A 23,141-nucleotide genomic window follows, 5' to 3' on the forward strand; every position below is an offset into this window, starting at 1 on the left:
TAAATTGATAATAAATGACAAGCATGATGGACAATAACCATGTTTTTACCGAAATTTTATACGAGTACAAGCGTTCTCGTCGGAACGTGATTTTTAGAATATTTGTTATTCTTGGGATCGTGGGGATCACCCTTTACATGTTCACACCACTATCCCGTTTGGGTTCTACGGCAAGTATCGGAGAGCTGTTTCGGGGACCGGTTATGGACTGGGTTTCGCGGTCACTGTCTTCGTCCATTCCCTTTAGGTGTGCTTACGTGTTCAACATCTTGCAACTGTTTTTTGGGGCGATCCTCGTGATCAACGACACAAGACGATCCCGTTTGGATTCGACGATGGCTTTGAATGTTCACGCCCAAGGGAATACTGAGATCGTGACAGGAAATGTCATCGGTAAAATTCTTGCTTTCACGGTTGTCAACGTGTCAGTACTTGCTTTTTGTGGGTTATTGAACCTTCTTTTTTATCCCGAAGTGTTCAACGCCGGATATTATCTTTTTTATTGGTTGACCCTGAACCTTCCGGTCGCGGTTTTCTGTATTGCTCTTTCTTCCTGCGTGATGAGGTTGGTGGAGAACCAAGGCTTAGGCATGATCCTCCTTGTGGTTATCCTCGGAGTGTTAACTCTCCCGGGATCTGTTTGGTTAAACGGATTATTTGATCCCTTGGCAACGAGGATTCCTAATATGTTTTCAGACTTCACGGGTCACGTGAATCTCGGAGATTACTTGTTGCAACGGGTGTTTGTCCTGTTTTTCGGGGGTGGGTTGGCCATTCTGTCCGTGATTCCTTACCCTAGGATTCATAATAATCCGCAGGCGCCATTCCGGTTGGTTTATGTGGCCTTGTTGCCGTTGCTTGTTACTGGCAGTTTGGCTGTCGTGTATATTCATTGCATTCAGACTGTCTCTCAAAAGCGGGCAGTTTTCCGTGAGGCTTATGCAGGGTACGGGCGGGAGAAACCACTCAAGATTATCGCAAACCACCTCCATTTGAAAGAAACAAAGAACGGTGGGATTTCCGTGACGAGCGAGATGACTGTTAAGAACAGGGAGAGTGTGATTCTTCCGTTGGTATTTTACCTGAATCCTGGGCTCGTCGTTTCCTCGATCACGGTGGATGGGAAAACGGTTTCTTTCCGACGAGAACAACAAGTGATTCTTGCGGACGAGACGGTGGCTCCCGGCAAAACGAGAGATGTTGTCGTGAAATACGAGGGGAAAATTGACAATAGTTTCTGTTTCCTCGATACTCCGGAAGAGGAATATGTATCTACGGAAGTGAACACGATTGGTATTTATCACTTCGGTTATTCCCCCGCTTTTTGCGAGAAAGAATACAAACTGCTTTCTCCGGAATGCATTTGGTATCCGGTCAGTATTCCTCCTTACCATTCCCTGTGCTTCCGGGAAAAGATGTTCACTCGTTACACTTTGGAGGTGGAACATGATTCCAAGCTTATAGCGATATCTCAGGGACAGGCCGATCGGGAGACTGCCGGGGATACGAAGTTCAGTTTCGATCATAATATGCCCGGGATCAGTCTCTGTATCGGTAACTACAAGAGGCGGGAGATATTGATTTGCAATGATACGATAGGAACGAGATTTGATGTGAGAGAACCTGTTGAGTTCGTAGAAGACGATCGCCCGGTAAGGGCAGAACTTTTCTATTTGCCTGAGCATGAATTTTTGCTTGACCGTTATGATGCTGTTACCAGAGAGGAATTGCTTCTCGCTATTGCGGGAACAAAGAGAAGGGTGCATTTTTATAGTAATAATTTCGATTATGAAAGTAAACGACAGAAGAATAAAATGGACTACGATCCCACGTTACAATACCCTTACAGTTGGCTTACTTGTGTGGAAGTCCCTTGTAATTTTCACGTGTTTACGGGAAGGTCTTTGCAGTCAGGAGAACGTGTACAGGGAGGGATGGTGTTCCTGCCGGAGAAGAAATACTCGGCAGACGAGTTGACAACTTCTTTTGAGAACAAAGAAACCGAAAGGCGTGTTCACTTGTACAGTGAATTAAGTTTGTTGGAGGACGGTAGTTGTGATCTGGAGCCGAGTGTCATAGGTAACACGAGTTTTCTTCATTCTGACGAGTGGCCTTTGATAAATGATATGTTGACATCGATATTTAGTTCTCCCTATGGTTATGTGCTGAGAGAGAATGTTGAGTATCTTATCGTGGATTATTTGAAGGATCACAGCCTGGAGGATGCCTTGCGAGATTCTTCGCTCTCCTCAGTATTACTTGATAATATTATCAAGAAGAAGTGCAATGAGTTGCTAAACCTTTTGGATATTCGAATTGGAAAGAATAAATTTCAGGAAATTTATCACAATTTTCTCAAACGACACCTTTTCGAGGAAAGAACTTTTGAAGAGTTCGCCCAGGAATTTTTCAAAAGTAGCAATGTCGGGTTGGACACTATTGTCGAGAATCTATTCAAGCAGAACGGGTTACCTGTTTTTCAAATAGCCGGACATTGTATTTCTGTCGAGGATGGTGATAAAATATATGATTTCAAAGTGTTTAATCAGGGTGAAGTGCCTGGTATTATTACGTTGAGTGGTAATGATCCAGGGTGGGTTATTCCCCCGGGAGAGGGACGAAATATAAGGAAGTACGTAAAAAATGCTACCAATTTTAATGTAAATACAATATTGGCTTTAAATCTCCCATCCTTAATAGAATTACCGAACGAAAAAGGAAATGCCGATACCGATACTACTATGCGTTTTTTACCCCTTGATGCTCCATTGTTCCCGACAAATGACAATGAGATCATCGTGGACGACAAGGATCCGGGCTTCACGATCCAAGAAACAAGAAAGTTTAGTCTTGCTTCCCTATTCGGAAAGGTTGAGACACGGGCCAAATCTTACCAATTTGCCCCTGTCAATCACTGGGGATTCACAATTCAACGTAATTGCCAAGGTTTTCCCATGAAAGGGGCGTATTTCAAAAAAGCCGGTAAAGGTAACCAGAAAGTGCGGTGGGAAGCTCGTTTACCACAAGAGGGGAAATACGAGGTATTTTGTTATCTGCCTTATGATGAACAAAGTGCATATCCGTCCAAAGCACCTCGTTTTTCGAGGAAATATTACTATACTGTATTTGACGGGGAGGAAGAACACGAGGTTGTTCTGACTATGGACAAGGATGATTGGAGATGGATCTCCTTGGGTATTTTTAATTTTCACGGGCCAACAGCGTGGGTAACTTTGAGTGATAGGGACAGGGATTCCGATTCTACCGATGAAAAGTGGGGACCGCAGGAGGTTGTTGCCGATGCCATGAAATGGGTTAAAGTTCGTGAATAACAAATTTGGCCAAGGAAATTAAGTTATTCTTAGATTAAAAAAGTCCGTCTGACTCTTGAAATTTGTTAGACGGACTTTTGTTTTAAGAAGGAAGTCTTGCGGACATCCTTGGACTTCGATTATTTAATGTAATTTTGTGCAAATTCACGTCCGGCACGTAATGCCTTTAAGTTCATCTCAACAACATCGGCTCCTTTACGTTCGAAAATGGCTGTGATACCTTTCTCCAAATATTCGAAAGGAATCTCGATAAAAGGAGAGGCGGCTCCCAACATCACGAAATTGCTGGCACGTACGTTGCCTGCAGCTTCTTTGGCAATACTGTCAGCGTCAATGATAACCTGATGAGGAAGAGCTTTTAACGTTGCCATTAAGGTTTCAACTTCCGGGTAATTTGGAATATTGATGAATGGAGTGGCGTTCGTTACCACATAGCCTCCTTTTTTCAAGTAAGGAAGATAACGTAATGCTTCCATCGGCTCAACTGAAAGGATAATATCGGCAGTTCCTTTGGCAATCAAGTCAGAGAAAATCGGTTTGTCGGAGATTCTCATGAAAGACTGTACATCGCCACCGCGTTGACTCATCCCGTGAGTCTCGGCTTGTTTCATGTACAGGTTATTGTTAAGGGCGGCAGACCCCAGTGCTGCTGCGATAGAGAGGATACCCTGTCCACCTACACCCGCTAATATAATATCTGTCTTCATAATTTTAAATTTTTAATTTTAGATTTTAAATTGATCATTAAATCAATTTATTTTTTCTTTTTCTTAGCGTCTCTTGCAGCTTTCTGGATACAAACTCTTCTCGGTATGATCACGGATACTCCCTTGTACTCGATTTCCTCGCGGATGATCTTACATAGTTCATCGTGGTTTTTCGGTACGGGAAGCAGAACGCGGATGTGTTCCGGCTCAACGCCAATACCGCGACAGATGGATTCCAAGTGTCCCAATGCTGAAGATTCCTGACCTCCGGTCATGGAGATGGATTCATTATCGGAAATGATAATCGTGATGTTTGCTTTCTCGTTTACAGCGTCCAGCAATCCGGTCATTCCGGAGTGTGTGAACGTGGAGTCTCCGATCACGGATACTGCCGGGTATAATCCTGCATCAGCGGCACCTTTGGCCATCGTGATGGAAGCACCCATATCCACGCAGGAATTGATCGCTTGGAATGGAGGAAGAGCTCCTAAAGTGTAGCAACCGATGTCTGAGAATACGCGTGCGTTTGGGTATTCGGCAATAACAGCATTCAACGCGGTGTACACGTCTCTGTGGCTACATCCCACGCAAAGGGCCGGTGGACGAGGTGCCACGATTTCCGGTACAGGTGATCCTTCGATTGAAGGTAATCCGAATGCTTTTGCCACGAGGTCCGGGTTCAACTCTCCATCCCTGGGGAGCGTGCCATCCAAACGTCCGAGTACACACTCTTTTTCCAAGTAGCCTTTCAATGCTTCCTCGATGATCGGGTAGCCTTCTTCTAATACAAACAATTTTTCGGTGCTTTCGGCCAACTTGGTGATCATCTTTCTCGGAAGAGGATATTGACTTACTTTTACTACTGGGTAAGGACAATTGCCACCGAATACTTCCATCAGGTAATTGTAACCGATACCGCAAGCGACGATACCCATTGATTTGTCAGCTCCGTCGATGTATTGGTTGAAAGAAGAATTATCGGATGCTTCTTCGAAAGCAGCTTGTTTCTCTAGTAATAACTTATATCTTTTTTTAGCGATAGCAGGAAGTAACACGAACTGACGTTTGTCTTCCGGTAAACGCATTTCATTTTCGGCTTTAGCCTCTCTCGTTTCAACACCAGCACGAGAGTGTGCCAAACGAGTCGTGATTCTTAACAACACGGGGGTACCCATTTGCTCTGACAAATCGAAAGCATAACGGGTCATCTCGTATGCTTCTTGTTGGTTGGAAGGTTCCATGATCGGAATCAAGGCAAATTTACCGTACATACGTGAATCTTGCTCGTTTTGAGAAGAGTGCATGGATGGGTCATCGGCAGCGACAACAACCATACCTCCGTTAGCCCCGGTAATAGCAGCGTTCATGAAACAGTCTGCGGCCACGTTCATCCCCACGTGTTTCATACATACCAAGGCTCTTTTTCCTGCATAGGACATCCCTAATGCAGCTTCCATGGCTGTTTTTTCGTTTGCAGACCACATCCGGTGAACGTTACGGGCGATAGCCTGTTTCGATTCCTGAATGTATTCCGTGATCTCTGTTGAAGGGGTTCCCGGGTATGCGAACACGCCGGATATACCTCCGTCTATAGCACCTTGTGCAATAGCTTCAACACCTAATAATAGTTGTTTTTGCATAATTAAAAGATTATTGATTTAAGTTGTTTATTTGCTTAAAAGAGTGCAACATACCTGTTGCCAAGAGATGCCTACACATTATCTCGGCGGAATTTTCATAGTCCCCCGAACAATTTAAGAACGCCCACGATGTAGGCTAAAACGAAATAATATTCTGATGGTTTATACATCTACTAAATATTTAAAACGTTTTCGTTTGTAATTCGCGACTAAATTACTATTAATATTTAACAAGAACAAATATTTCGGATGAGAAGTCTTCGTGTGTAGAAATTCTTTTCCGGATTTATATCCCCAATCAGGACTGGTTAAGCTTGTTCGCTGGAATTACTTGGGAAACACGCTTGAATAATTGCTTTTTTTTGTACGTGTTTTATTGTTTTTTCGTATATTCGTAACTTGTTACAATGGGGTATAAAAAGGAACTTCTCATCAATTGTTTATTGTTATGTTTGATCGATATAAAAAATCTTTTCCTGCTAAGTTGAGTTTGTACGTGATTTCGTTCATTACAATTCTATCTTTTGTTTTAGTGGGTGTATTTTATCACTACTCAACAGAAACGTTATCGCAGGAGGCTGAAGATAAGATAGAGAGCATGGCAGCTCAGGCAAATTTGCGCGTGAGTGCCTTGTTGAGCAAGGTGGAAAAGATTCCTGAAAACCTGGGATGGATGATCGTTGAATATGTCGAGGAACTGGACTCTTTGTTTGGAATTACTCGACGGATTGTAAAAGATAACCCGGAAATTTTTGGTTGTGCGATCGCTTTCGAACCCTACTATTTCCCAGAAAAAGGGCAGTACTTTGCACCTTATTCATTTATGGTTGAAGATTCCGTGAAGACCATTCAAGTGGGAAGTGAAGATTATAATTATTTTGAAAAAGGCTGGTATAATGGTGCGAGGGAGCATCGGTACTGGAGTAAACCCTATTGGGATGTGGGCGATCCGGATGTGATCACAACGTCTTACGCGGTTCCGATTCACGGGGAAAAGAATGAACTAATTGGTATTTTATCAGTAGATTTAACCAATCGTTGGTTGCATGACCTGGTAGATTCGATTAAGCCTTACAAGGGGAGTTATACCGTGGTTATAGATAAGCAGGGACGTTATATATTACGTAAAGAAGGCGAGACCATGATTGGTAAAAACATGTTCGAAACAGCAAAGGAGGCACGAGATACTAATGTTATTGTATTGGTAAACGAAATGGCTGCCGGCAAAAGTGGTAGTATCATCGTGGACGACGGGGGTGTGCTGTCTTACGTGTATTACACACCCGTGGTGGCAACTGACTGGTATATGGCGGTAATTTGTCCATACGACCAAGTGTTTGGTAAGTTGAGCAGATTTAGTATGTATCTTTTGATTGGTTTTGTCCTGTTATTGCTATTTGTTTATTTTATTTGTTTCGTGTCCGTACGACGAATCACGAAACCGTTGACCATATTTGCCGCTTCAGCCCGAGATGTGGCATTGGGAAACTTTAACACGCCGTTACTGCGTATCCGATCTAAGGATGAATTGGGAGAGTTGTACGAATCCTTTCTTTTCATGCAGAAACAATTAACGGAATACGTGGACCAGTTACGTCGGACAACGACAGCGAATGAAAAAATAGAGAGTGAGTTACGCATCGCTCATGATATTCAGCTGGGAATGGTCCCTAAACAATTTGTTCCCACCTTGGGAGCAGAATGTGTTGATATTCATGCCGTGTTGTGTCCGGCCCGTCAGGTAGGAGGTGATTTGTATGATTATTTGATGTTGAATGAGGACGAGTTCGGTTTCGCTGTAGGAGACGTTTCTGGGAAAGGTGTCCCCGCCTCTTTGTTTATGGCAACCACAATTAGTCAGATACGATCATTGGCCCTACAGGATACCTCGTTGAATTATATTATGAACTTGATGAATCAGAGTTTGTGTCGAACCGGGAACACGAACATGTTTATCACCTTTTTTGCCGGGGTATTGAATCTAAACACGGATCGCCTGAGATTTTGTAATGCGGGGCATCCCTACCCGTTGTTGATCGCTCCGGATGGAACGGTTTCTTTCTTCAAGACGGCGGATAATTTGCCTTTGGGTGTTACCTCCGATTATAATTACGAGGAACAAGAATGTTATTTTGCCCCGGGTTCTCAATTGCTTTTGTACACGGATGGCGTGTCTGAAGCTCAAAATGAACAATCCAAATTTTATAAGATAGAGCGGTTGCTTGATTTGGTGACAGCTCATTCAGGACTTGCTCCACAACAAATGGTGGAGAGCGTGATCGAGGATGTGAACCGTTTTGTCGGGAATGCGGAACAATCGGATGATTTGACCGTGATGAGTTTCCGGCTTAATGCACGTAGGAAAAAGAAGACGGAGGGACTTTTGTAGACCTCCCCATGAAGTTTTGGGAACTTTAGCTCGTTTATCGTACTCTTTTTATACAAAAAATTCTTATCTTTGCACCATGTTAAAAACTAGATTACAATCGGATTTGGTGTAGTAAACAATCTGTATCTCTGATACGGGTTGTCCTTTCGCTTGCTTTCGGAAGTTCTTTTCGAGAGTAATTATTCTATTATTATTATAATTTGAATTATGAATTGGTGTGCAGTGATAAAAATGTCATTCTATTTTCACGTGTACGCTATTATTTGAAATATCATGAGTAACGAAAATAAAACTATTCTTGAAATCGACGTTAATTTGATTTGTGAGTTTTTTCTGAATGTGAAACGACAAGGACCGGGAAGTCCCGACGTGACTCTTAAAGCATTGAGTTTTGTAGATAATCTGACCGAAAAATCTTTGATTGCCGATCTTGGTTGCGGGACGGGAGGACAGACCATGACTCTGGCTCAACATACGACAGGACACATTACCGGACTAGATTGTTTCCCGGGATTTGTTGAGCGTTTTAATTATAATGCCAGAGAATTGAATCTTCAAGAACGGGTGAAAGGTATTGTCGGATCGATGGATGCTTTACCTTTTGAGGAAGAGGGATTAGATTTGATTTGGTCAGAAGGTGCTATTTATAATATCGGTTTTGAGCGAGGATTGAATGAGTGGCGTAGATACTTGAAGATGGGAGGATACGTTGCCGTTTCCGAGAGTTCGTGGTTCACCGAGGAACGTCCGGCTGAGATCCATGATTTCTGGATGTCCGTTTACCCGGAGATTGACACGATACCCAATAAAGTGGCCCAGATTCAGAAAGCGGGATACATTCCCGTGGCGACTTTTATTCTGCCGGAATATTGCTGGACGGAGAATTATTTTACTCCATTGATTAAAGCCAGAGAGATATTTAGTCAGAAATATCCCGGGAATAAGACAGTTGAGGAACTGATGAAGTTTGGACGGCACGAGGCTGAATTGTACCGTAAGTATAAAGAGTTTTACGGTTATGTATTTTATATCGCTAAAAAGGTAAAGTAAACTGATGCTTATTTGCCTTCTTGCTGAATTCCTAATTCTGCCGCTACTTGGAACATGTATTTCCGGGCTTCAGTAGAATTATTCCCGATAATGCCATCAAGGATTGCCTCTTTGATGGCATTTTTTATATCTCCGATGGCTTTGCAGGGTGGGAGTTGGAATGTTTTCATGATTTCTTCCCCGCTGACAGGAGGTTGGAAATTCCGGATGGCATCCTTTTCTTCAACTTCTTTCAGTTTTTGGCGCACGATCTGGAAATTTGCTAGAAATCGGCGTACTTTCTCTTCATTTTTGGAGGTGATGTCCGCTTCTGCGAGAGTCATCAGGTCGTCGATATCGTCACCCGCGTCAAAAAGCAGACGGCGTACGGCTGAATCTGTTACGGTGTCTTCCGAGAGAACGATCGGGCGCATATGCAGGCCTACCAGTTTCTGCACGTATTTCATCTTCTCGTTTTGGGGAAGTTTCAGTCGGTTGAATAATCTCCCGACCATACGTTCACCTACGTGATTGTGTCCGTAAAAAGTCCACCCTTGTCCCGGGATGAATTTCTTGGTAACTGGTTTGGCAATATCATGCAACAGGGCAGCCCAGCGCAACCACAGGTTATCGGAAACACGACTTACCGAGTCCACAACGGTCAGCGTGTGGTAAAAATTGTCCTTGTGACCGATGCCGTCCACGTGTTCCACGCCTTTTAGAGCGGATAGTTCCGGGAAGAAGACACTCAATAGACCGGATTGTTCCAGTAATTTTAAGCCCACGGATGGTTTGGGTGAAGCCATGATTTTGTTGAACTCATCCATGATCCGTTCTTTCGACACGATTCTCAACCGCTCCCGATTTGCGATAATACTTTCAAAGGTCACGGGCTCGATCTTGAAATTCAGTTGTGAGGCAAAACGGACGGCACGCATCATGCGCAGGGGATCATCTGAAAACGTGATGATCGGATCGAGAGGTGTTTTTAGTATTCCATTCTCCAAATCCTGAAGTCCCCCGAACGGGTCAACCAGGGTGCCATAATTCTCCCGGTTCAGGGATATGGCCAAGGCGTTGATCGTGAAATCGCGCCGTTTCTGATCGTCATCGATGGTGCCTTCTTCAACAACGGGTTTGCGGGAATCGAGATGATAGGATTCCTTGCGGGCACCCACGAATTCAATCTCAACCCCTTTATAACGGAACATGGCAGTTCCAAAGTTTTTGAACACGGAAACCGTTAAATCTCCGAGTTGCTTGGCAGCCGTCTCAGCCAATTCTATTCCGCTCCCCAACACGACAATGTCAATGTCCTTGGAGGGGCGTCGTAATATCAGGTCGCGCACGTATCCCCCGATAACATAAATTTCCAACCCTTTCTCTACCGCGATTTCGGATAATATCTTAAAAATAGGATGAGCTAACTGCATATTATTTATTTTGGTTGCAAAATTATCAAGTTATCTTGTACAGACCAAATAAATTGTTTCGGATTTGTCCGGATTACCCTTTTTTCGATATTTTTGTGATATGTATTATTGAGATGAAAGATTATGGATAGAGAGAGACGATTTGCGGCATTATTCGATATGGATGGGGTAGTGCTTGACACGGAGGGACAATACGACAATTTCTGGCAGGAACAAGGAAAACGTTTTCATCCGGATATGCCGGAATTTCATAAAGTGATTAAGGGACAGACGATAGAACGGATCTTGAAGAATTATTTCGAAGGTGATGTCGCTTTACAGCAACAGATTTCACGGGAACTTGACGAGTTCGAGTGCCGGATGGATTTTCCTTACTTTCCCGGGGTGGAACAGTTTATCCGGACGTTACAGAAGCATGGGGTGAGAACAGCCTTGGTTACGAGTTCGAACAACAAGAAAATGGCTCACGTTTTCAGGGTTCATCCGGAGTTCTCCGAGTTGTTTGAATGTATGGTCACGGCAGACAAGATTACCCGCTCTAAACCCGATCCGGAGTGTTATTTGCTGGCAGCACGGGAGTTGCAGATAAAACCGGATGACTGTTGTGTCTTCGAGGATTCTTTTTCCGGAATCGAGGCTGGACGGCGTGCAGGGATGAAGGTTATCGGTCTGGCAACCACGAATTCGAGAGAGAAGATACAGGATAAGGTCGATAGAGTGCTTTCCGATTTCACGGGATGCGTGTATGATCAGTTTATAGGTTTGATGGATAAAAAAGAAACCATCATTTAATGATGGTTTCTTTTTTATATACTATTGGCGTATTACACGATTCCCGAGAATCCCATGAATGCCATGGCCAGCAATCCGGCTGTAATCAGAGCGATGGGGGTTCCTTTCATGCCTTGGGGAATGGAGGATAGTTCCAGTTGTTCCCGGATTCCGGCAAAGATGGTTAATGCCAACCCGAAGCCTAAAGCGGTTGAAGCGGCGAAAACAACGGATTCCAGTAAGTTATAATCTTTTTGAATCACCATAATGGCCACACCGAGCACGGCACAGTTCGTCGTGATCAAGGGTAGGAAAACTCCCAATGCTTGATAAAGCGATGGACTTACCTTCTTTAGAATGATTTCCACCATCTGAACGAGGGCGGCAATGATCAAGATAAACACGATGGTTTGCATAAATCCGATGCCGAACGGGTCAAGTACGGTTTTCTGCACGATAAACGTTACCATGGTTGCCAGAATCATCACGAACGTAACGGCTCCTGTCATACCGAGTGCCGTGGGTACGCTCTTGGAAACCCCTAGGAACGGGCAGATCCCCAAGAATTGTGCCAACACGATATTGTTGACAAATACGGCGGCTATAAATATAAAAACGTATTCCATAATAATTTACGATTTATGATTGGTGATTTATGATTAAGATGAGACTTGGTAATCTGAAATCTAGAATCATAAATCAAAAATTAATTGGTTTTTCTTATTCTGTTGATAAAAGCGATCAGGTAACCTAGGGCGATAAATGCTCCCGGAGCTAGAACGAAAACGAGCATTCCGTAGTTTTCATTGTAGAGAGTCATGTTGAAGAACTTGCCACTACCCAGAATCTCACGGATAGAACCTAATATGGTTAATGCCATCGCAAAACCTAGACCGATCCCCAAACCGTCCAGCATGGAAGGAATGGCTTTGTTCTTGGATGCGAATGATTCTGCTCGTCCCAATACAATACAGTTTACCACGATCAACGGAATGAATAATCCTAAAGATTCGTGCAAGCTGGGCAGGTAGGCGGCCATACACATATCAACTACGGTAACGAATGCAGCAATGATCACGATAAAACCGGGAATCCGGATTTTGTCGGGAATCAAGTTTGCCACGAGCGAGATGGCCAGGTTGGATAGTACCAGAACGAAAGCCGTGGCTAATCCCATCCCCAGTCCATTAATGGCAGAGGTGGTAACTCCCAGCGTGGGGCACATCCCGAGCAGGAGTACGAAGGTTGGATTTTCTTTGAAGAACCCTTTGGTAAAAGTTTGCCAGTTGTTCATATCTTTATTCTTTCATTGATTTTACGTGTTATTTTGCAGATTCAGCCAATGCTTTTGCTGCCCGGTTTACTGCATCCAGGAAGGCTCTGGATGAAATCGTTGCAGCCGTGATGGCATCCACGTTCCCTCCGTCCTTGGAAACTTGAAGTCCTTGCGTACCCGGAGTTTTTCCGGTAATATCACCTTTAGCGCCTTTCACGAACCACGAGTCCATTTTGGAACCCAATCCCGGGGTTTCTTTGTGACTTAGCACGGAATAGTTATATATACTCCCATCCGGGGTGAATCCAATCATGAGTTCAATAAGTCCGCCAAATCCGTTATTCGTGAATGTTTTGATAGCAGTCCCCACGAGTTGTCCGTTTGCCTTGGCAGGATAGAATTCTAATTCACCTCCATCTGCTTTCACGATCTGTTTTTCCGTCATCGGGTCATTATCAAAAGTGGGAACCACGGCACGGATGGCCTGTATTTGTTTTTCAATTTTTACTTTTTCAATCAACCCGGACGTGAGTGAGTTCACGACTCCCACGGCGGCCGAGGAAACCAGTGTTACCAAGAATAACACCAATACCATATTTTTGAAGCTTGATTCTAATTTCTTTCCCATCGTCAGTAATTTTTGATTTTTGATTTTTGATTTACGAAGTTTGGATGAATCTTAAATTGTAAATCTTAAATCGTAAATTATGCAAATCTTTTGGGTTTACAATATCTGTTTATCAGCGGTGTGAATCCGTTCATGATCAGGATGGCGAAAGACATTCCTTCCGGGTAAGCTCCGAACACACGGATGATCACGGTCAATAGTCCGATCCCGACACCGTAAATAAGCATTCCTTTATGTGTCATGGGAGAGGTTACGTAATCCGTTGCCATAAAGATAGCTCCTAACATCAAACCTCCTGTAAAGAGATGGAAAACCGGGCCGGCAAATTGTGCAGGATCGGCTAAGTTCAGTATGCCGGAGAACACGATAACCGTGGCAAATATAGCTACCGGAATGTGCCAGCTAATGATCTTCCGGATCAACATATAAGCGAATCCCAATAAAAGCCCGATAGCAGCTACTTCTCCCAAACTACCTCCGATGTTTCCGAGAATCAGATTACCGGTAGAGACTCCGCCTGAAGAGAGTATGTCTCCGACAGCTTGTCCGTTCTTGACGGCTTCTTTCACGAGTGCCAAGGGGGTAGCTCCGGTTATGGCATCAGCCGTGGCGAACCCGTTCGGTACGGGCCAGGAGGTCATTTGTACCGGGAACGAGATTAACAGGAAAACACGCCCAACGAGAGCCGGGTTGAAAATATTGTTTCCTAATCCTCCGAAACTCATCTTGCCGATACCGATGGCAACCAATGCCCCGATCACCACGATCCACAAGGGGAGGGAGGAAGGGAGGTTAAATGCCAGCAATACTCCCGTGATGATGGCGGAGCCGTCCCATATCGTGGGACGTTGTTTCATGAGGTATTTTTGAATAACGTATTCGAATACGAGACAGGCAACTACCGAGGTGAGGGTTACCAGAATGGCGCCTAACCCGAAAAATACGACAGAAAAGATAAATGTAGGTACTAACGCGATAAGTACACCGTACATGTTTTTTTCTATCGAATCCCCGCCATGAACGTGGGGGGAGGGGGATATGGTGAAATTACTCATATAAAATATTTTAGATCTTACTAATTGATTGATGTATGATTTTAGATTTAGTGATTTTTTTTCATCCTACATTCTAAATTCTACATTCACTTTTTATTTTTTTCTCGACCGGATCATTTGACCTGTTCTGGCTTTAGCCAAACGGATCACGTCAAGCAACGGACGGTTGGCCGGACAAGTGAAACTACATGAACCGCATTCAATGCAATCCATGACCTTTTCTGATTCCAGCATCTCCAACTTGTTGCGCTCTCCGAGTAACATCAAATAATAGGGTTCCAATCCCATAGGGCACACGTTAACACATTTCGAACAACGGATACAGTTGCGGTACTCTTTACGGGTTGATTCCTCTTGACGCATCAGCAGGATACCACTCGTGCCTTTGGTGATGGGAATGTTCGTGTTCGTCAAGGCTTTTCCCATCATAGGGCCTCCTCCGATCACTTTACCCGTGTCTTCAGGTAACCCTCCGGCAGCCTCGATCAATTGTGAGATGGGCGTTCCGATGCGGCAAAGGTAATTACCCGGTTCTTTCAATGATTTTCCGGTAACCGTGACTACCCGTTCGAACAAGGGTTTGTGCTTCATGACTGCTTCGTACACGGCATATACCGTCCCCACGTTTTGCACCACGGCCCCGACAGCAATCGGTAGTCCACCTGATGGTACGAATTTCCCCGTGGTCGCTTGTATTAATTGTTTCTCACCTCCTTGCGGGTATTGTATTTTTAACGGGCAAATCTCGATGCCATCCGCTAGTTTGGCCAGTTTACCAAGTTCTTCGATGGCGTCCCGTTTGTTATTTTCGATCCCCACGATCGTGCGTTTCACGCCGAGGGCTTTCATGATGAGTTCTATACCGATGATCAACTCTTTCCCGTGTTCCAACATCAAACGATGGTCTGCCGTGAGGTAAGGCTCACATTCCACCCCGTTGATGATCAGTACTTCGGCAGTACTTCCGGGAGGGGGAGATAGTTTCACTTGTGTCGGGAAGGTGGCTCCACCCATACCGACTATTCCCGCGGCACTGATGGCTGCCAGGATTTCTTCTTTCGTGAATGTATTGGGGTGTTTGTTGATAGGATCTTTTAAGATATTTTCATCCCATTCGTCACCTTCCACTTTAATGGTAACAGCCGGACGGGGATATCCGCTGGCATCGATCACGGGATCAAGCGACATGACGGTTCCTGATACAGAACTGTGTATGTTGGCTGATATAAAGCCGGCGGCTTGACCGATGATTTGTCCTACTTTTACTTGATCTCCTTTTTTTACCGTGGGAACGGCAGGAGCCCCGATATGTTGTGATAATGGTATACTTACTTGTTCGGGGAGGGGAAGTGTGATAATTTCCCCTTGTGCTGATAATTTATTTTCTGGTGGGTGAACTCCCCCAATTTTAAATGTCTTAAGCACGGTGTATTAGTTTTAGGTTTTAGATTTTAAATTTTAGATTGAAAAACTGATGAACTTTTTGATTCTAGATTTATTTATCGTAAATCGTAAATTAATTAATTTCAGTTTTCAATTGATCAGCAGGTTCGGTGATTTTCCGGGGAGGAAAATTAACCTCGTGAATGGCGTGTGTCGGACAAACACTGACACATTTCCGGCAAAGTCTACACTTGCGGAAGTCGATGTATGCCAGGTTGTTTTCCAGTGTGATCGCTTCGAATGGACACTCTTTCGCGCATTTTCCACATCCGATGCAGGCTGCTGTACAAGCTTTACGGGCAATATTTCCTTTGTCTTTGTTCACGCAACAAACGAAAACTCGCCGATCTTTCACTCCTTTGTTCCGTAGTTCGATGATGTTTCTCGGACAGGCCTTCACGCAAGCTCCACATGCCACACATTTCTCCTCGGAAACGACCGGAAGACCGGTCTCGTCCATGTGAATGGCATCAAACAAGCAGGCTGTCACGCAATCCCCACATCCCAGGCAACCGAATGTACAATCGGTTTCACCCCGGTAAAGAGAATGTTCGATGGCACATGATTTGTAACCGTCATATTGACTGGTGCGTTGACGATGGTCACACGTGCCATTACATCTTACTACCGCAATTTGTGGTGTTTGTACGGTTACTTCCATGCCCAAGGCTGCGGCAACTTTTGTCATGGTTTCCGCACCTCCAACCGGGCAAAACAGGCCATCCAATGAAGTCGCCTTTACCGTGGCTTCTGCAAATCCCCTACATCCGGGTTTGCCACATCCACCGCAATTCGCTCCCGGTAGAATGCTTTCCACGGTATCAATTCTAGGGTCTTCTTCGACCTTGAACTTTTGTGCAACAATATAAAGGATCACGGCAGATGCGATTCCTATGGCGCACAAAGAAATAATGGTGTAAATAATGGTAGTAGTCATCATAAAGGTGTTTGTTTTGTCTCCTCTAGTTTGTTATAACGCTCGTAAAGTTATGATTTTTTTTTAGGTTATGCTATTTTAACCTTGAATTTTATTTTTTTCGCAAATTTGTTTCTTAATAAATACAGGCAAATAAAGTAGATGGATGTTACAACTAGAGATAATGTGGCGGCCATGACTTCATTAACTCCGGCCAGGATAAGTAAGGTTAAGATTAAGATAATTAAAGCTGAAGGAACAATGTATGCCAGCAGAACGGAAAGCATGGCATTTTGGGTACTGGCGCAGACGATAACTTTGTCTCCTATTTTAACATCTTCATCGGGTTTTTCCGCGGTAATGCTTTTTAAGGCCATTTCCGACATGCCGCAAGCTCCTTTGGCGTGACATCCTGCACAGGCTGTTTGGCTTTGTATGGTCACTATAATGAACGTGTCGGCCACCTGCGTCACGATACCACTATGTTCTATCGTATTCTTTGTCATAATATGATTTTTTGGAATAGAACAAATATTTTTTACGGCTACCTTCCCTGACCCCTCCTTACACAGGAGGGGAAACCGCTTGGTAATCAACTCTCCCCCTGTGTAAGGGGGAGTTGGTGGGGGTAGTTTGTTGATACTAAATAAGACTTATTCGACAACTCCTTCATTTTTATTTTTTACGCATGAAAATTTGGATCGGCACACCCGTGAATTTCCAGTGTTCCCGGATTTTGTTTTCCAAGAAACGCTTGTAAGGTTCTTTCACGTATTGCGGCAAATTGCAATAGAACGCGAAAGTTGGGGTTTTCGACGGTAATTGTGTCACGTATTTTATGCGGATGTATTTTCCTTTCAAGCTGGGAGGAGGGAAGTTTTCAATCTCTTCCAGCATGATCCGGTTCAGTTCGGATGTTTTCAGTTTTTGCTTCCGGCTCTCATAGGTCTCGATGGCAGCTTCGAGGGCTTTCAACAGACGTTGTTTCGTGAGAGCCGAGGTAAAGATGATCTCCACGTCGTTGAACGGGGCCATTTTTGCCCGCAGTTCTTTCTCGAAATTGATCGTGGTTTTGTTGTCTTTCTCAATCAGGTCCCATTTGTTTACAAGCACCACCACGCCTTTCTGGTTACGTTCGATGAGGTGGAATATATTCAAGTCCTGGGCTTCCATGCCACGGGTGGCATCGATCAGCAACATACACACGTCACTGTCTTCGATGGCGCGTACGGAACGCATCACGGAATAGAATTCCACGTCTTCGCTGACTTTCGCTTTTTTACGTAATCCAGCCGTGTCCACCAGCAGGAAGTCGTGTCCGAAACGATTGTAGCGAGTCGTGATCGTGTCGCGGGTAGTTCCGGCAATGTCGGTTACTATGTTACGTTCTTCCCCGATAAGGGCGTTGATGGTGGAGGATTTTCCCACGTTGGGACGTCCCACGATGGCAATTTTAGGAAGTTCTTCCATGTCTTCAACCGGGTCGGTGTTGAAATGTGAAACCAGCTTGTCAAGCAGATCACCGGTTCCCGAACCGTTGATAGAGGCCACGGGGAAGATTTCTTCTCCGACTCCCAATTTGTAGAATTCGTGTATATCGTATAGACGTTCTCCATTGTCCACCTTGTTCGCTACAAGGTAGATGGGCTTATTGACTTTCCGGAGCATACGGGCGAAACTGTAATCCAGATCGGTGATACCGAGTTCCACGTCGCAGACGAACAGAATCACGTCGGCTTCGTCCATGGCGAGCAATACTTGTTTGTTAATCTCCTCCTCGAAAATGTCCGAACTGTTGGAAACGTATCCTCCGGTGTCAATCACCGAGAATTCTTTGCCGTTCCACTCTGATTTTCCGTAATTCCGGTCACGGGTTACCCCGCTTTCCTCGTTTACGATGGCTTTCCGACCACCGACCAAACGATTGAAAAGTGTTGATTTCCCCACGTTGGGACGTCCTACTATTGCAACAATATTACTCATTGGAAAGATAAAAGTTAAAAGATAAAAACTAAAAAATTAAAGTTGTTTGTAACCGAAGCGTTTCAAGTCGTTTTCCTTGTTTCGCCAGTCTTTGAGGACTTTGACATACAGGTTCAGGAATACTTTTTTCCCGAAGAAGGCTTCGATGTCAATACGGGCTTCCGTACCGACTTTTTTCAATGCGGCTCCCTGATGTCCGATGATGATGCCTTTTTGGGAATCCCGTTCCACGTTGATCACGGCCATGATGTTGATACGTTTGGCTTCTTCCTTGAATTCCTCCACGACAACCTCGACGGAATAGGGAACTTCTTTATCGTAGTTCAATAAAATCTTTTCCCGGATAATTTCATTCACGAAAAAGCGTGCCGGCATATCAGTCATTTCTTCTTTGTCGAAATAAGGTTCGCCCACGGGTAGCAGTTCCAAGATTCTCTTGTATAGATTGTCTACGTTGAAATTCTCGGTAGCCGAAATCGGAAATATTTCAGCTCGCGGGATAATCTCTTTCCACTTGTCGAACAGGGCATCCAGTTTATCCGGGGTAGTCAGGTCAATTTTGTTCAACACCAAAAGGATAGGGACCTCGCTTTGTTTCACTTTCTCGATAAAGTCAGCGTTCTTTTCGATATTCTCCACCACGTCGGTGACGTAAAGTATGATGTCGGCATCGATGATGGCGCTTTTCGAGAAATCAAGCATGTATTCCTGCATCTTGTAACTGGGCTTCACGACACCCGGGGTATCGGAAAACACGATCTGAAAGTCCTCCCCGTTCACGATCCCCTTGATCCGGTGACGCGTGGTTTGGGATTTGGACGTGATAATCGATAATTTCTCCCCGACTAGTCGATTCATCAAGGTTGATTTCCCCACGTTGGGGTTTCCTAGGATATTGACAAAACCTGCTCTGTGCTCCATTTATTTTAAAATTAATTGGGCACAAAGGTACGATAACTAATTGAAAATTGAAAGCCTAAACGAAAATGTACGGGTCTATTTTTTGTTTTGCTTATAGACATAAGCGATTTTCTCGCTATCCGCGGGGTTCGTTTTGCTTGTTTTACTGATCCATGCTCCGGTTTGGTCGTAAGTATATTGGTAATTAGGATTGATCGGGTTACCGAACTCATCGTAGCTTAGGGTCATATTACTTGTTATGTTTTCGTTTTGCAGATTTTCTTTCACGTAGGAGATGCTTACGAGGTAGCCGAATGGGTCGTAAGTGTATCGTGTGATTTGTTTCGTGGCGGAATGGTCAGTATCCGGTCGGGTGTTTATCCATGTTTTACCGGAGAGACGTCCTTGGTCATCGTAAGTGTAATCCGTTTGTGCGCAAATCAACCCGTTCCGGTATTCTTGGGTTCGGTTGACCTGTTCCCGGTCGTTATAATAGTCAATAACATTTTGCCCGTGATTCCACTTGGTCGTTTTCATCACGAGGCGGGAGGTCGTGTCGTACTGGTAGTTGATCAGGCATACAGTTGCTCTTGCTAAGGAATCGATAATTTCTTCTTCATAGCATTTACCGAGGTCATTATATTTGAATGTCGTGATCATCAAGTTTAACGGGGTGACGGTTGCGGAATCTTTTTGCAGTTGCGTGCTTTGGGTAATCCGTGTCAGAAGCCCATGTGGGGAGTACTGGTACGTGGTGATAGTGAGTGAATCATTGTAAACTCGGGTTTCCCGGGTGATGTCATTTCCGGAATAACAACGAGTGGTGTAGGGGGATAGGTAAGTCATCGAGTCGATAAACTGTTTTCTTAACTGCTGGGCTTGATCCCGGAATTGTTTGTATTTGTGAGTTTGAAGGTAAGCCTTGATCAACGGGAGACGTGGAAAAGAATCAACTTGCGAAACCAGGATGACCAGGTCAATGCTGTCGTTAGCGTATTCCACTTGTGACAGGTACCTACGGTTACATCCAGCCAGATAGGGACATCCTATATAAGCCTTGATACTGTGTTTTTTGGCTTCCGAGGAAGTTGCCGTTTGTATCGCTTTGAACAGGCAATCGTCATAGAGTTTTTGTACTTCCGGTAGGTATGGGCGCGGTTCCTTGGAGTTTGCGTAAAATATTTTTAACGTGGTATCGTTAAAATAACAGCGCAGGGTAGAATCGTTTGGTTCGTTGAGAATGGCTTTGTACAGCAAGTTATTATATATTTGGGCCACCTCGACATAATTGTACTCGTTATGGAAGTCTTTGAAATAAGCGTTACATTTTGCTTGTGTCGGTTGGGCTTTCAGGTCCGCGTACTGCGCTTTTTCCTTTAGCTGAATGATTGCCTCGTAAATATCGGGATTTATATGGTAATGGTATTCCTTCATCCGGGCGAGTACCGTGCGGGAATCTTCAAGCTGGTTCGGGGAATCGGCCAGCAAAGCAAAGATCGTGGAATCTGCCTTGTGACGGAAAAGGTCGACATTCAAGTTTGCTGCCTGACAGAATGAGCGTAGGCGGGCACCCCCGTCCTGTTGCTGTATGACCATGTTGCTTTTCAAGTACGGCTCGATGGCGTTGACGCTGGGTGTCAGCAACAGTTGCCTGAGAGCATCGGCCAGTAAGATTTCGTTTTTGTAGGCATCCATGCTTTTGGTGTCCATCCGTGCTCTCAGCCGATCGTACTTGTCTCCTTCCGACCAAGTGATGTGTTGGTATAGTCTTTCCACGCGCCCCTGTTTTTGTGCCCGCGTGTTGGTGCAAAAACCGATGATAAAAATCGTGAAAATGATCATTGTAAGGTATGAGTTTTTCATAGTGATTAAAATTTATGTAGTTTTCTCGTAGAAAACGTATTTTCCATATCTTTGTTGTATAAAAAAAATGAAATAAAAATTATGATTGTAGACGTACTGGCTAATAGCGAACGAATTGAGGGGTTAAACCCGTATTTTAAAATGGTCTTTGACTATATAAAAACACATGATTTGTCAAGCATGCCCGCGGGACGAATTGACATTGACGGGGATAATGCTTATTTGAAAATTGAAGATGCCAAAGGACGGCGAGTCGAGGAAGCCGTGTATGAACGGCATGACAAATATATCGATATTCAAATGCCTTTGAGTATGCCGGAAAGCTATGGTTGGAAAGCTCAAAGTTTGTTGGGTGAAGAACGGGCCCCGTATGATGTTGCGGGTGATTTTACTTTTTACCGGGATCCGGTGGAGATGGTGTTCACGTTATCTCCCGGTGAGTTCGTGATCTTTTTCCCGGAGGATGCCCATGCTCCTTGTATCGGGGAAGGGATAATCCGGAAAATGGTGGTGAAAGTCAGGAAAATTGAACATTGAAAATGGAGAATTGAACATGAAGAAAAGATATAAGATACTTTTGACGGTTGTGGTGGTGCTAGGGATTGCTTATTTCTGCCTGCCTTATTATGCACGGCAGGCGTTGTTGTACTGGTACCCGTCGATAGATGATTTGTCAATGTTTGACAAGCACACGGTGGGAAAGGCCGATACGTGTTGGACGTGGGGAATTGCCAAGGATTATAACACGTACGAGTTGAGCCCGGAGGATGATGCCTACTTGAATGATTTTCGTACGGTTTCTTTTCTGGTAATTCAGAATGACAGTATCGTGTACGAGGAGTATCGGTCCGGTTGGAATGATACGAAGACATCCAATATATTTTCATCAACCAAGAGTATCGTGGGACTGTTAGTCGGTATTGCCTATGACGAGGGAAAGATTACCAGTTTGGATGATCCGGTGGGGAAATATATTCCGGAATTCAACGAAGGGGAAAAGAAAAATATCACGATCCGCAACCTGTTGACCATGAGTGGCGGGTTGAATTGGGATGAGGCTTACGCGTCGTTGTTTTCGGTTACCACGCACGGGTATTACGGGAACGATCTGTATGATTTAGTGACCACGTTGGATGTGATCGAGGAACCGGGAAAACAATTCTCGTACCGGAGCGGGGACACGCAGATTCTGGCTTTTGTCGTGGAGAAAGCAACCGGAAAGAGTATCAGTGACTACGCGGAAGAGAAGTTGTGGAAACCGATGCAAGCCGCTCAAGATGCTTATTGGTTGCTGGATAAAAAGGACGGGGACGAGAAATCTTTCTGTTGTTTCCACACCACGGCGAGGGAAGTTGCCCGTTTTGCCCGTTTGATGTTGCATCATGGAAATTGGAACGGAAAACAGTTGGTTTCGGAAGAATATATCAACGAGGCCATGAGCCCGGCCGGATATCTGAAGGATGAGTGGGGAAAGGATTCTCTGGATTATTACGGATTCCAGATTTGGATTATGAACTATAAAGGGCAACGAAACCCGTATTTTCGGGGAATGTTGGGGCAATACATTATTGCTATACCCGAGAAGAATGCCATTATCGTTCGGCTTGGACATAAAAAAGACGAGAAACGTATTCGGGAGACCACCCGGGACGTGTATCGTTATATGGATATCGGGACAAAAATATTGGATAGCAGAAAATAAGAGTGGTAGCTTGTTCATTGGTGTTTATGGAGAGAAGCTGCTGAGTTCTAGTGTAGTTTCCTGAAATTGGTTTA

General features: G+C 44.4%; 19 protein-coding genes. 6 read left to right on the top strand and 13 right to left on the bottom strand.

The window, feature by feature from the left end:
• Nucleotides 1-23: 23 nt before the first annotated feature.
• Nucleotides 24-3,332 carry a golvesin C-terminal-like domain-containing protein gene (locus D8S85_RS19080; protein WP_127075541.1) on the top strand — a complete coding sequence of 1,103 codons (3,309 nt, stop codon included), beginning with the start codon at nt 24-26 and terminating at the stop codon, nt 3,330-3,332.
• A gap of 119 nt (nt 3,333-3,451) precedes the next feature.
• On the opposite strand, the gene D8S85_RS19085 is transcribed toward D8S85_RS19080, so the two are convergent.
• Together D8S85_RS19085 and D8S85_RS19090 are read right to left on the bottom strand one after the other, a co-directional pair.
• Nucleotides 3,452-4,039 carry an indolepyruvate oxidoreductase subunit beta gene (locus tag D8S85_RS19085; protein ID WP_106482088.1) on the bottom strand — a complete coding sequence of 196 codons (588 nt, stop codon included), beginning with the start codon at nt 4,037-4,039 and terminating at the stop codon, nt 3,452-3,454.
• A gap of 47 nt (nt 4,040-4,086) precedes the next feature.
• Nucleotides 4,087-5,679 carry a thiamine pyrophosphate-dependent enzyme gene (locus tag D8S85_RS19090; RefSeq protein WP_127075543.1) on the bottom strand — a complete coding sequence of 531 codons (1,593 nt, stop codon included), beginning with the start codon at nt 5,677-5,679 and terminating at the stop codon, nt 4,087-4,089.
• Nucleotides 5,680-6,127: 448 nt separating this feature from the next.
• On the opposite strand from D8S85_RS19090, the gene D8S85_RS19095 reads away from it, so the two are divergent.
• A complete protein-coding gene (locus D8S85_RS19095; protein ID WP_127075545.1) occupies nt 6,128-8,068 on the top strand; it encodes a SpoIIE family protein phosphatase in 1,941 nt (646 codons plus the stop codon).
• A gap of 273 nt (nt 8,069-8,341) precedes the next feature.
• Nucleotides 8,342-9,118 carry a class I SAM-dependent methyltransferase gene (locus D8S85_RS19100; RefSeq protein ID WP_106482092.1) on the top strand — a complete coding sequence of 259 codons (777 nt, stop codon included), beginning with the start codon at nt 8,342-8,344 and terminating at the stop codon, nt 9,116-9,118.
• Nucleotides 9,119-9,126: 8 nt separating this feature from the next.
• On the opposite strand, the gene D8S85_RS19105 is transcribed toward D8S85_RS19100, so the two are convergent.
• Nucleotides 9,127-10,530: a CCA tRNA nucleotidyltransferase gene (locus D8S85_RS19105; RefSeq protein WP_106482094.1), complete on the bottom strand. Its 1,404-nt coding sequence runs from the start codon at nt 10,528-10,530 to the stop codon at nt 9,127-9,129.
• A 123-nt stretch (nt 10,531-10,653) separates the two neighbouring features.
• Here D8S85_RS19105 and D8S85_RS19110 point away from each other — a divergent pair, with 123 nt between their 5' ends.
• Nucleotides 10,654-11,322: an HAD family hydrolase gene (locus D8S85_RS19110; RefSeq protein WP_106482096.1), complete on the top strand. Its 669-nt coding sequence runs from the start codon at nt 10,654-10,656 to the stop codon at nt 11,320-11,322.
• A 32-nt stretch (nt 11,323-11,354) separates the two neighbouring features.
• On the opposite strand, the gene D8S85_RS19115 is transcribed toward D8S85_RS19110, so the two are convergent.
• From D8S85_RS19115 to D8S85_RS19160, 10 genes are all read right to left on the bottom strand, one after another.
• Complete coding sequence (locus D8S85_RS19115) at nt 11,355-11,927, bottom strand: electron transport complex protein RnfA (RefSeq protein WP_106482098.1); 573 nt, start codon at nt 11,925-11,927, stop codon at nt 11,355-11,357.
• A gap of 80 nt (nt 11,928-12,007) precedes the next feature.
• Nucleotides 12,008-12,595: an RnfABCDGE type electron transport complex subunit E gene (locus D8S85_RS19120; protein WP_087421176.1), complete on the bottom strand. Its 588-nt coding sequence runs from the start codon at nt 12,593-12,595 to the stop codon at nt 12,008-12,010.
• A gap of 28 nt (nt 12,596-12,623) precedes the next feature.
• Nucleotides 12,624-13,205: an RnfABCDGE type electron transport complex subunit G gene (locus D8S85_RS19125; protein WP_172726545.1), complete on the bottom strand. Its 582-nt coding sequence runs from the start codon at nt 13,203-13,205 to the stop codon at nt 12,624-12,626.
• A gap of 77 nt (nt 13,206-13,282) precedes the next feature.
• The gene (locus D8S85_RS19130) at nt 13,283-14,260 is read right to left on the bottom strand and encodes an RnfABCDGE type electron transport complex subunit D (RefSeq protein ID WP_106482100.1); all 978 of its coding nucleotides are present in this window, start codon (nt 14,258-14,260) and stop codon (nt 13,283-13,285) included.
• A gap of 93 nt (nt 14,261-14,353) precedes the next feature.
• Nucleotides 14,354-15,685: an electron transport complex subunit RsxC gene (gene rsxC / locus D8S85_RS19135; protein ID WP_106482102.1), complete on the bottom strand. Its 1,332-nt coding sequence runs from the start codon at nt 15,683-15,685 to the stop codon at nt 14,354-14,356.
• A gap of 91 nt (nt 15,686-15,776) precedes the next feature.
• On the bottom strand, nt 15,777-16,643 hold the full coding sequence (locus D8S85_RS19140; protein WP_106482104.1) for a Fe-S cluster domain-containing protein: 867 nt from the start codon (nt 16,641-16,643) through the stop codon (nt 15,777-15,779).
• 65 nt (nt 16,644-16,708) lie between these two features.
• Entirely contained in the window at nt 16,709-17,125 is a 417-nt protein-coding gene (locus tag D8S85_RS19145; RefSeq protein WP_106482106.1) for a SoxR reducing system RseC family protein, read from the bottom strand.
• Between the two features lie 169 nt (nt 17,126-17,294).
• A complete protein-coding gene (gene der / locus D8S85_RS19150) occupies nt 17,295-18,602 on the bottom strand; it encodes a ribosome biogenesis GTPase Der (RefSeq protein ID WP_127075547.1) in 1,308 nt (435 codons plus the stop codon).
• A gap of 36 nt (nt 18,603-18,638) precedes the next feature.
• Nucleotides 18,639-19,523, bottom strand: a complete 885-nt coding sequence (era, locus tag D8S85_RS19155; protein WP_106482110.1) for a GTPase Era — start codon at nt 19,521-19,523, stop codon at nt 18,639-18,641.
• A gap of 75 nt (nt 19,524-19,598) precedes the next feature.
• Nucleotides 19,599-21,365: a hypothetical protein gene (locus tag D8S85_RS19160; protein WP_127075549.1), complete on the bottom strand. Its 1,767-nt coding sequence runs from the start codon at nt 21,363-21,365 to the stop codon at nt 19,599-19,601.
• A gap of 81 nt (nt 21,366-21,446) precedes the next feature.
• On the opposite strand from D8S85_RS19160, the gene D8S85_RS19165 reads away from it, so the two are divergent.
• Both D8S85_RS19165 and D8S85_RS19170 read left to right on the top strand, forming a co-directional pair.
• A complete protein-coding gene (locus D8S85_RS19165) occupies nt 21,447-21,902 on the top strand; it encodes a YhcH/YjgK/YiaL family protein (RefSeq protein WP_106482114.1) in 456 nt (151 codons plus the stop codon).
• A gap of 16 nt (nt 21,903-21,918) precedes the next feature.
• On the top strand, nt 21,919-23,067 hold the full coding sequence (locus tag D8S85_RS19170) for a serine hydrolase domain-containing protein (RefSeq protein WP_106625180.1): 1,149 nt from the start codon (nt 21,919-21,921) through the stop codon (nt 23,065-23,067).
• Nucleotides 23,068-23,141: the final 74 nt, after the last annotated feature.

Origin of the sequence: Butyricimonas faecalis, from assembly GCF_003991565.1 — a bacterium.
Classification (GTDB): Bacteria; Bacteroidota; Bacteroidia; order Bacteroidales; family Marinifilaceae; genus Butyricimonas; species Butyricimonas faecalis.

What these genes read in the sequence shown, in the direction of transcription:
- D8S85_RS19080 (WP_127075541.1), top strand. Translation starts at nt 24, where the DNA reads ATGATGGACAATAACCATGTTTTTACCGAAATTTTATACGAGTACAAG.
- D8S85_RS19085 (WP_106482088.1), bottom strand. Translation starts at nt 4,039, where the DNA reads ATGAAGACAGATATTATATTAGCGGGTGTAGGTGGACAGGGTATCCTC.
- D8S85_RS19090 (WP_127075543.1), bottom strand. Translation starts at nt 5,679, where the DNA reads ATGCAAAAACAACTATTATTAGGTGTTGAAGCTATTGCACAAGGTGCT.
- D8S85_RS19095 (WP_127075545.1), top strand. Translation starts at nt 6,128, where the DNA reads ATGTTTGATCGATATAAAAAATCTTTTCCTGCTAAGTTGAGTTTGTAC.
- D8S85_RS19100 (WP_106482092.1), top strand. Translation starts at nt 8,342, where the DNA reads ATGAGTAACGAAAATAAAACTATTCTTGAAATCGACGTTAATTTGATT.
- D8S85_RS19105 (WP_106482094.1), bottom strand. Translation starts at nt 10,530, where the DNA reads ATGCAGTTAGCTCATCCTATTTTTAAGATATTATCCGAAATCGCGGTA.
- D8S85_RS19110 (WP_106482096.1), top strand. Translation starts at nt 10,654, where the DNA reads ATGGATAGAGAGAGACGATTTGCGGCATTATTCGATATGGATGGGGTA.
- D8S85_RS19115 (WP_106482098.1), bottom strand. Translation starts at nt 11,927, where the DNA reads ATGGAATACGTTTTTATATTTATAGCCGCCGTATTTGTCAACAATATC.
- D8S85_RS19120 (WP_087421176.1), bottom strand. Translation starts at nt 12,595, where the DNA reads ATGAACAACTGGCAAACTTTTACCAAAGGGTTCTTCAAAGAAAATCCA.
- D8S85_RS19125 (WP_172726545.1), bottom strand. Translation starts at nt 13,205, where the DNA reads ATGGGAAAGAAATTAGAATCAAGCTTCAAAAATATGGTATTGGTGTTA.
- D8S85_RS19130 (WP_106482100.1), bottom strand. Translation starts at nt 14,260, where the DNA reads ATGAGTAATTTCACCATATCCCCCTCCCCCCACGTTCATGGCGGGGAT.
- D8S85_RS19140 (WP_106482104.1), bottom strand. Translation starts at nt 16,643, where the DNA reads ATGATGACTACTACCATTATTTACACCATTATTTCTTTGTGCGCCATA.
- D8S85_RS19145 (WP_106482106.1), bottom strand. Translation starts at nt 17,125, where the DNA reads ATGACAAAGAATACGATAGAACATAGTGGTATCGTGACGCAGGTGGCC.
- der (WP_127075547.1), bottom strand. Translation starts at nt 18,602, where the DNA reads ATGAGTAATATTGTTGCAATAGTAGGACGTCCCAACGTGGGGAAATCA.
- era (WP_106482110.1), bottom strand. Translation starts at nt 19,523, where the DNA reads ATGGAGCACAGAGCAGGTTTTGTCAATATCCTAGGAAACCCCAACGTG.
- D8S85_RS19160 (WP_127075549.1), bottom strand. Translation starts at nt 21,365, where the DNA reads ATGAAAAACTCATACCTTACAATGATCATTTTCACGATTTTTATCATC.
- D8S85_RS19165 (WP_106482114.1), top strand. Translation starts at nt 21,447, where the DNA reads ATGATTGTAGACGTACTGGCTAATAGCGAACGAATTGAGGGGTTAAAC.
- D8S85_RS19170 (WP_106625180.1), top strand. Translation starts at nt 21,919, where the DNA reads ATGAAGAAAAGATATAAGATACTTTTGACGGTTGTGGTGGTGCTAGGG.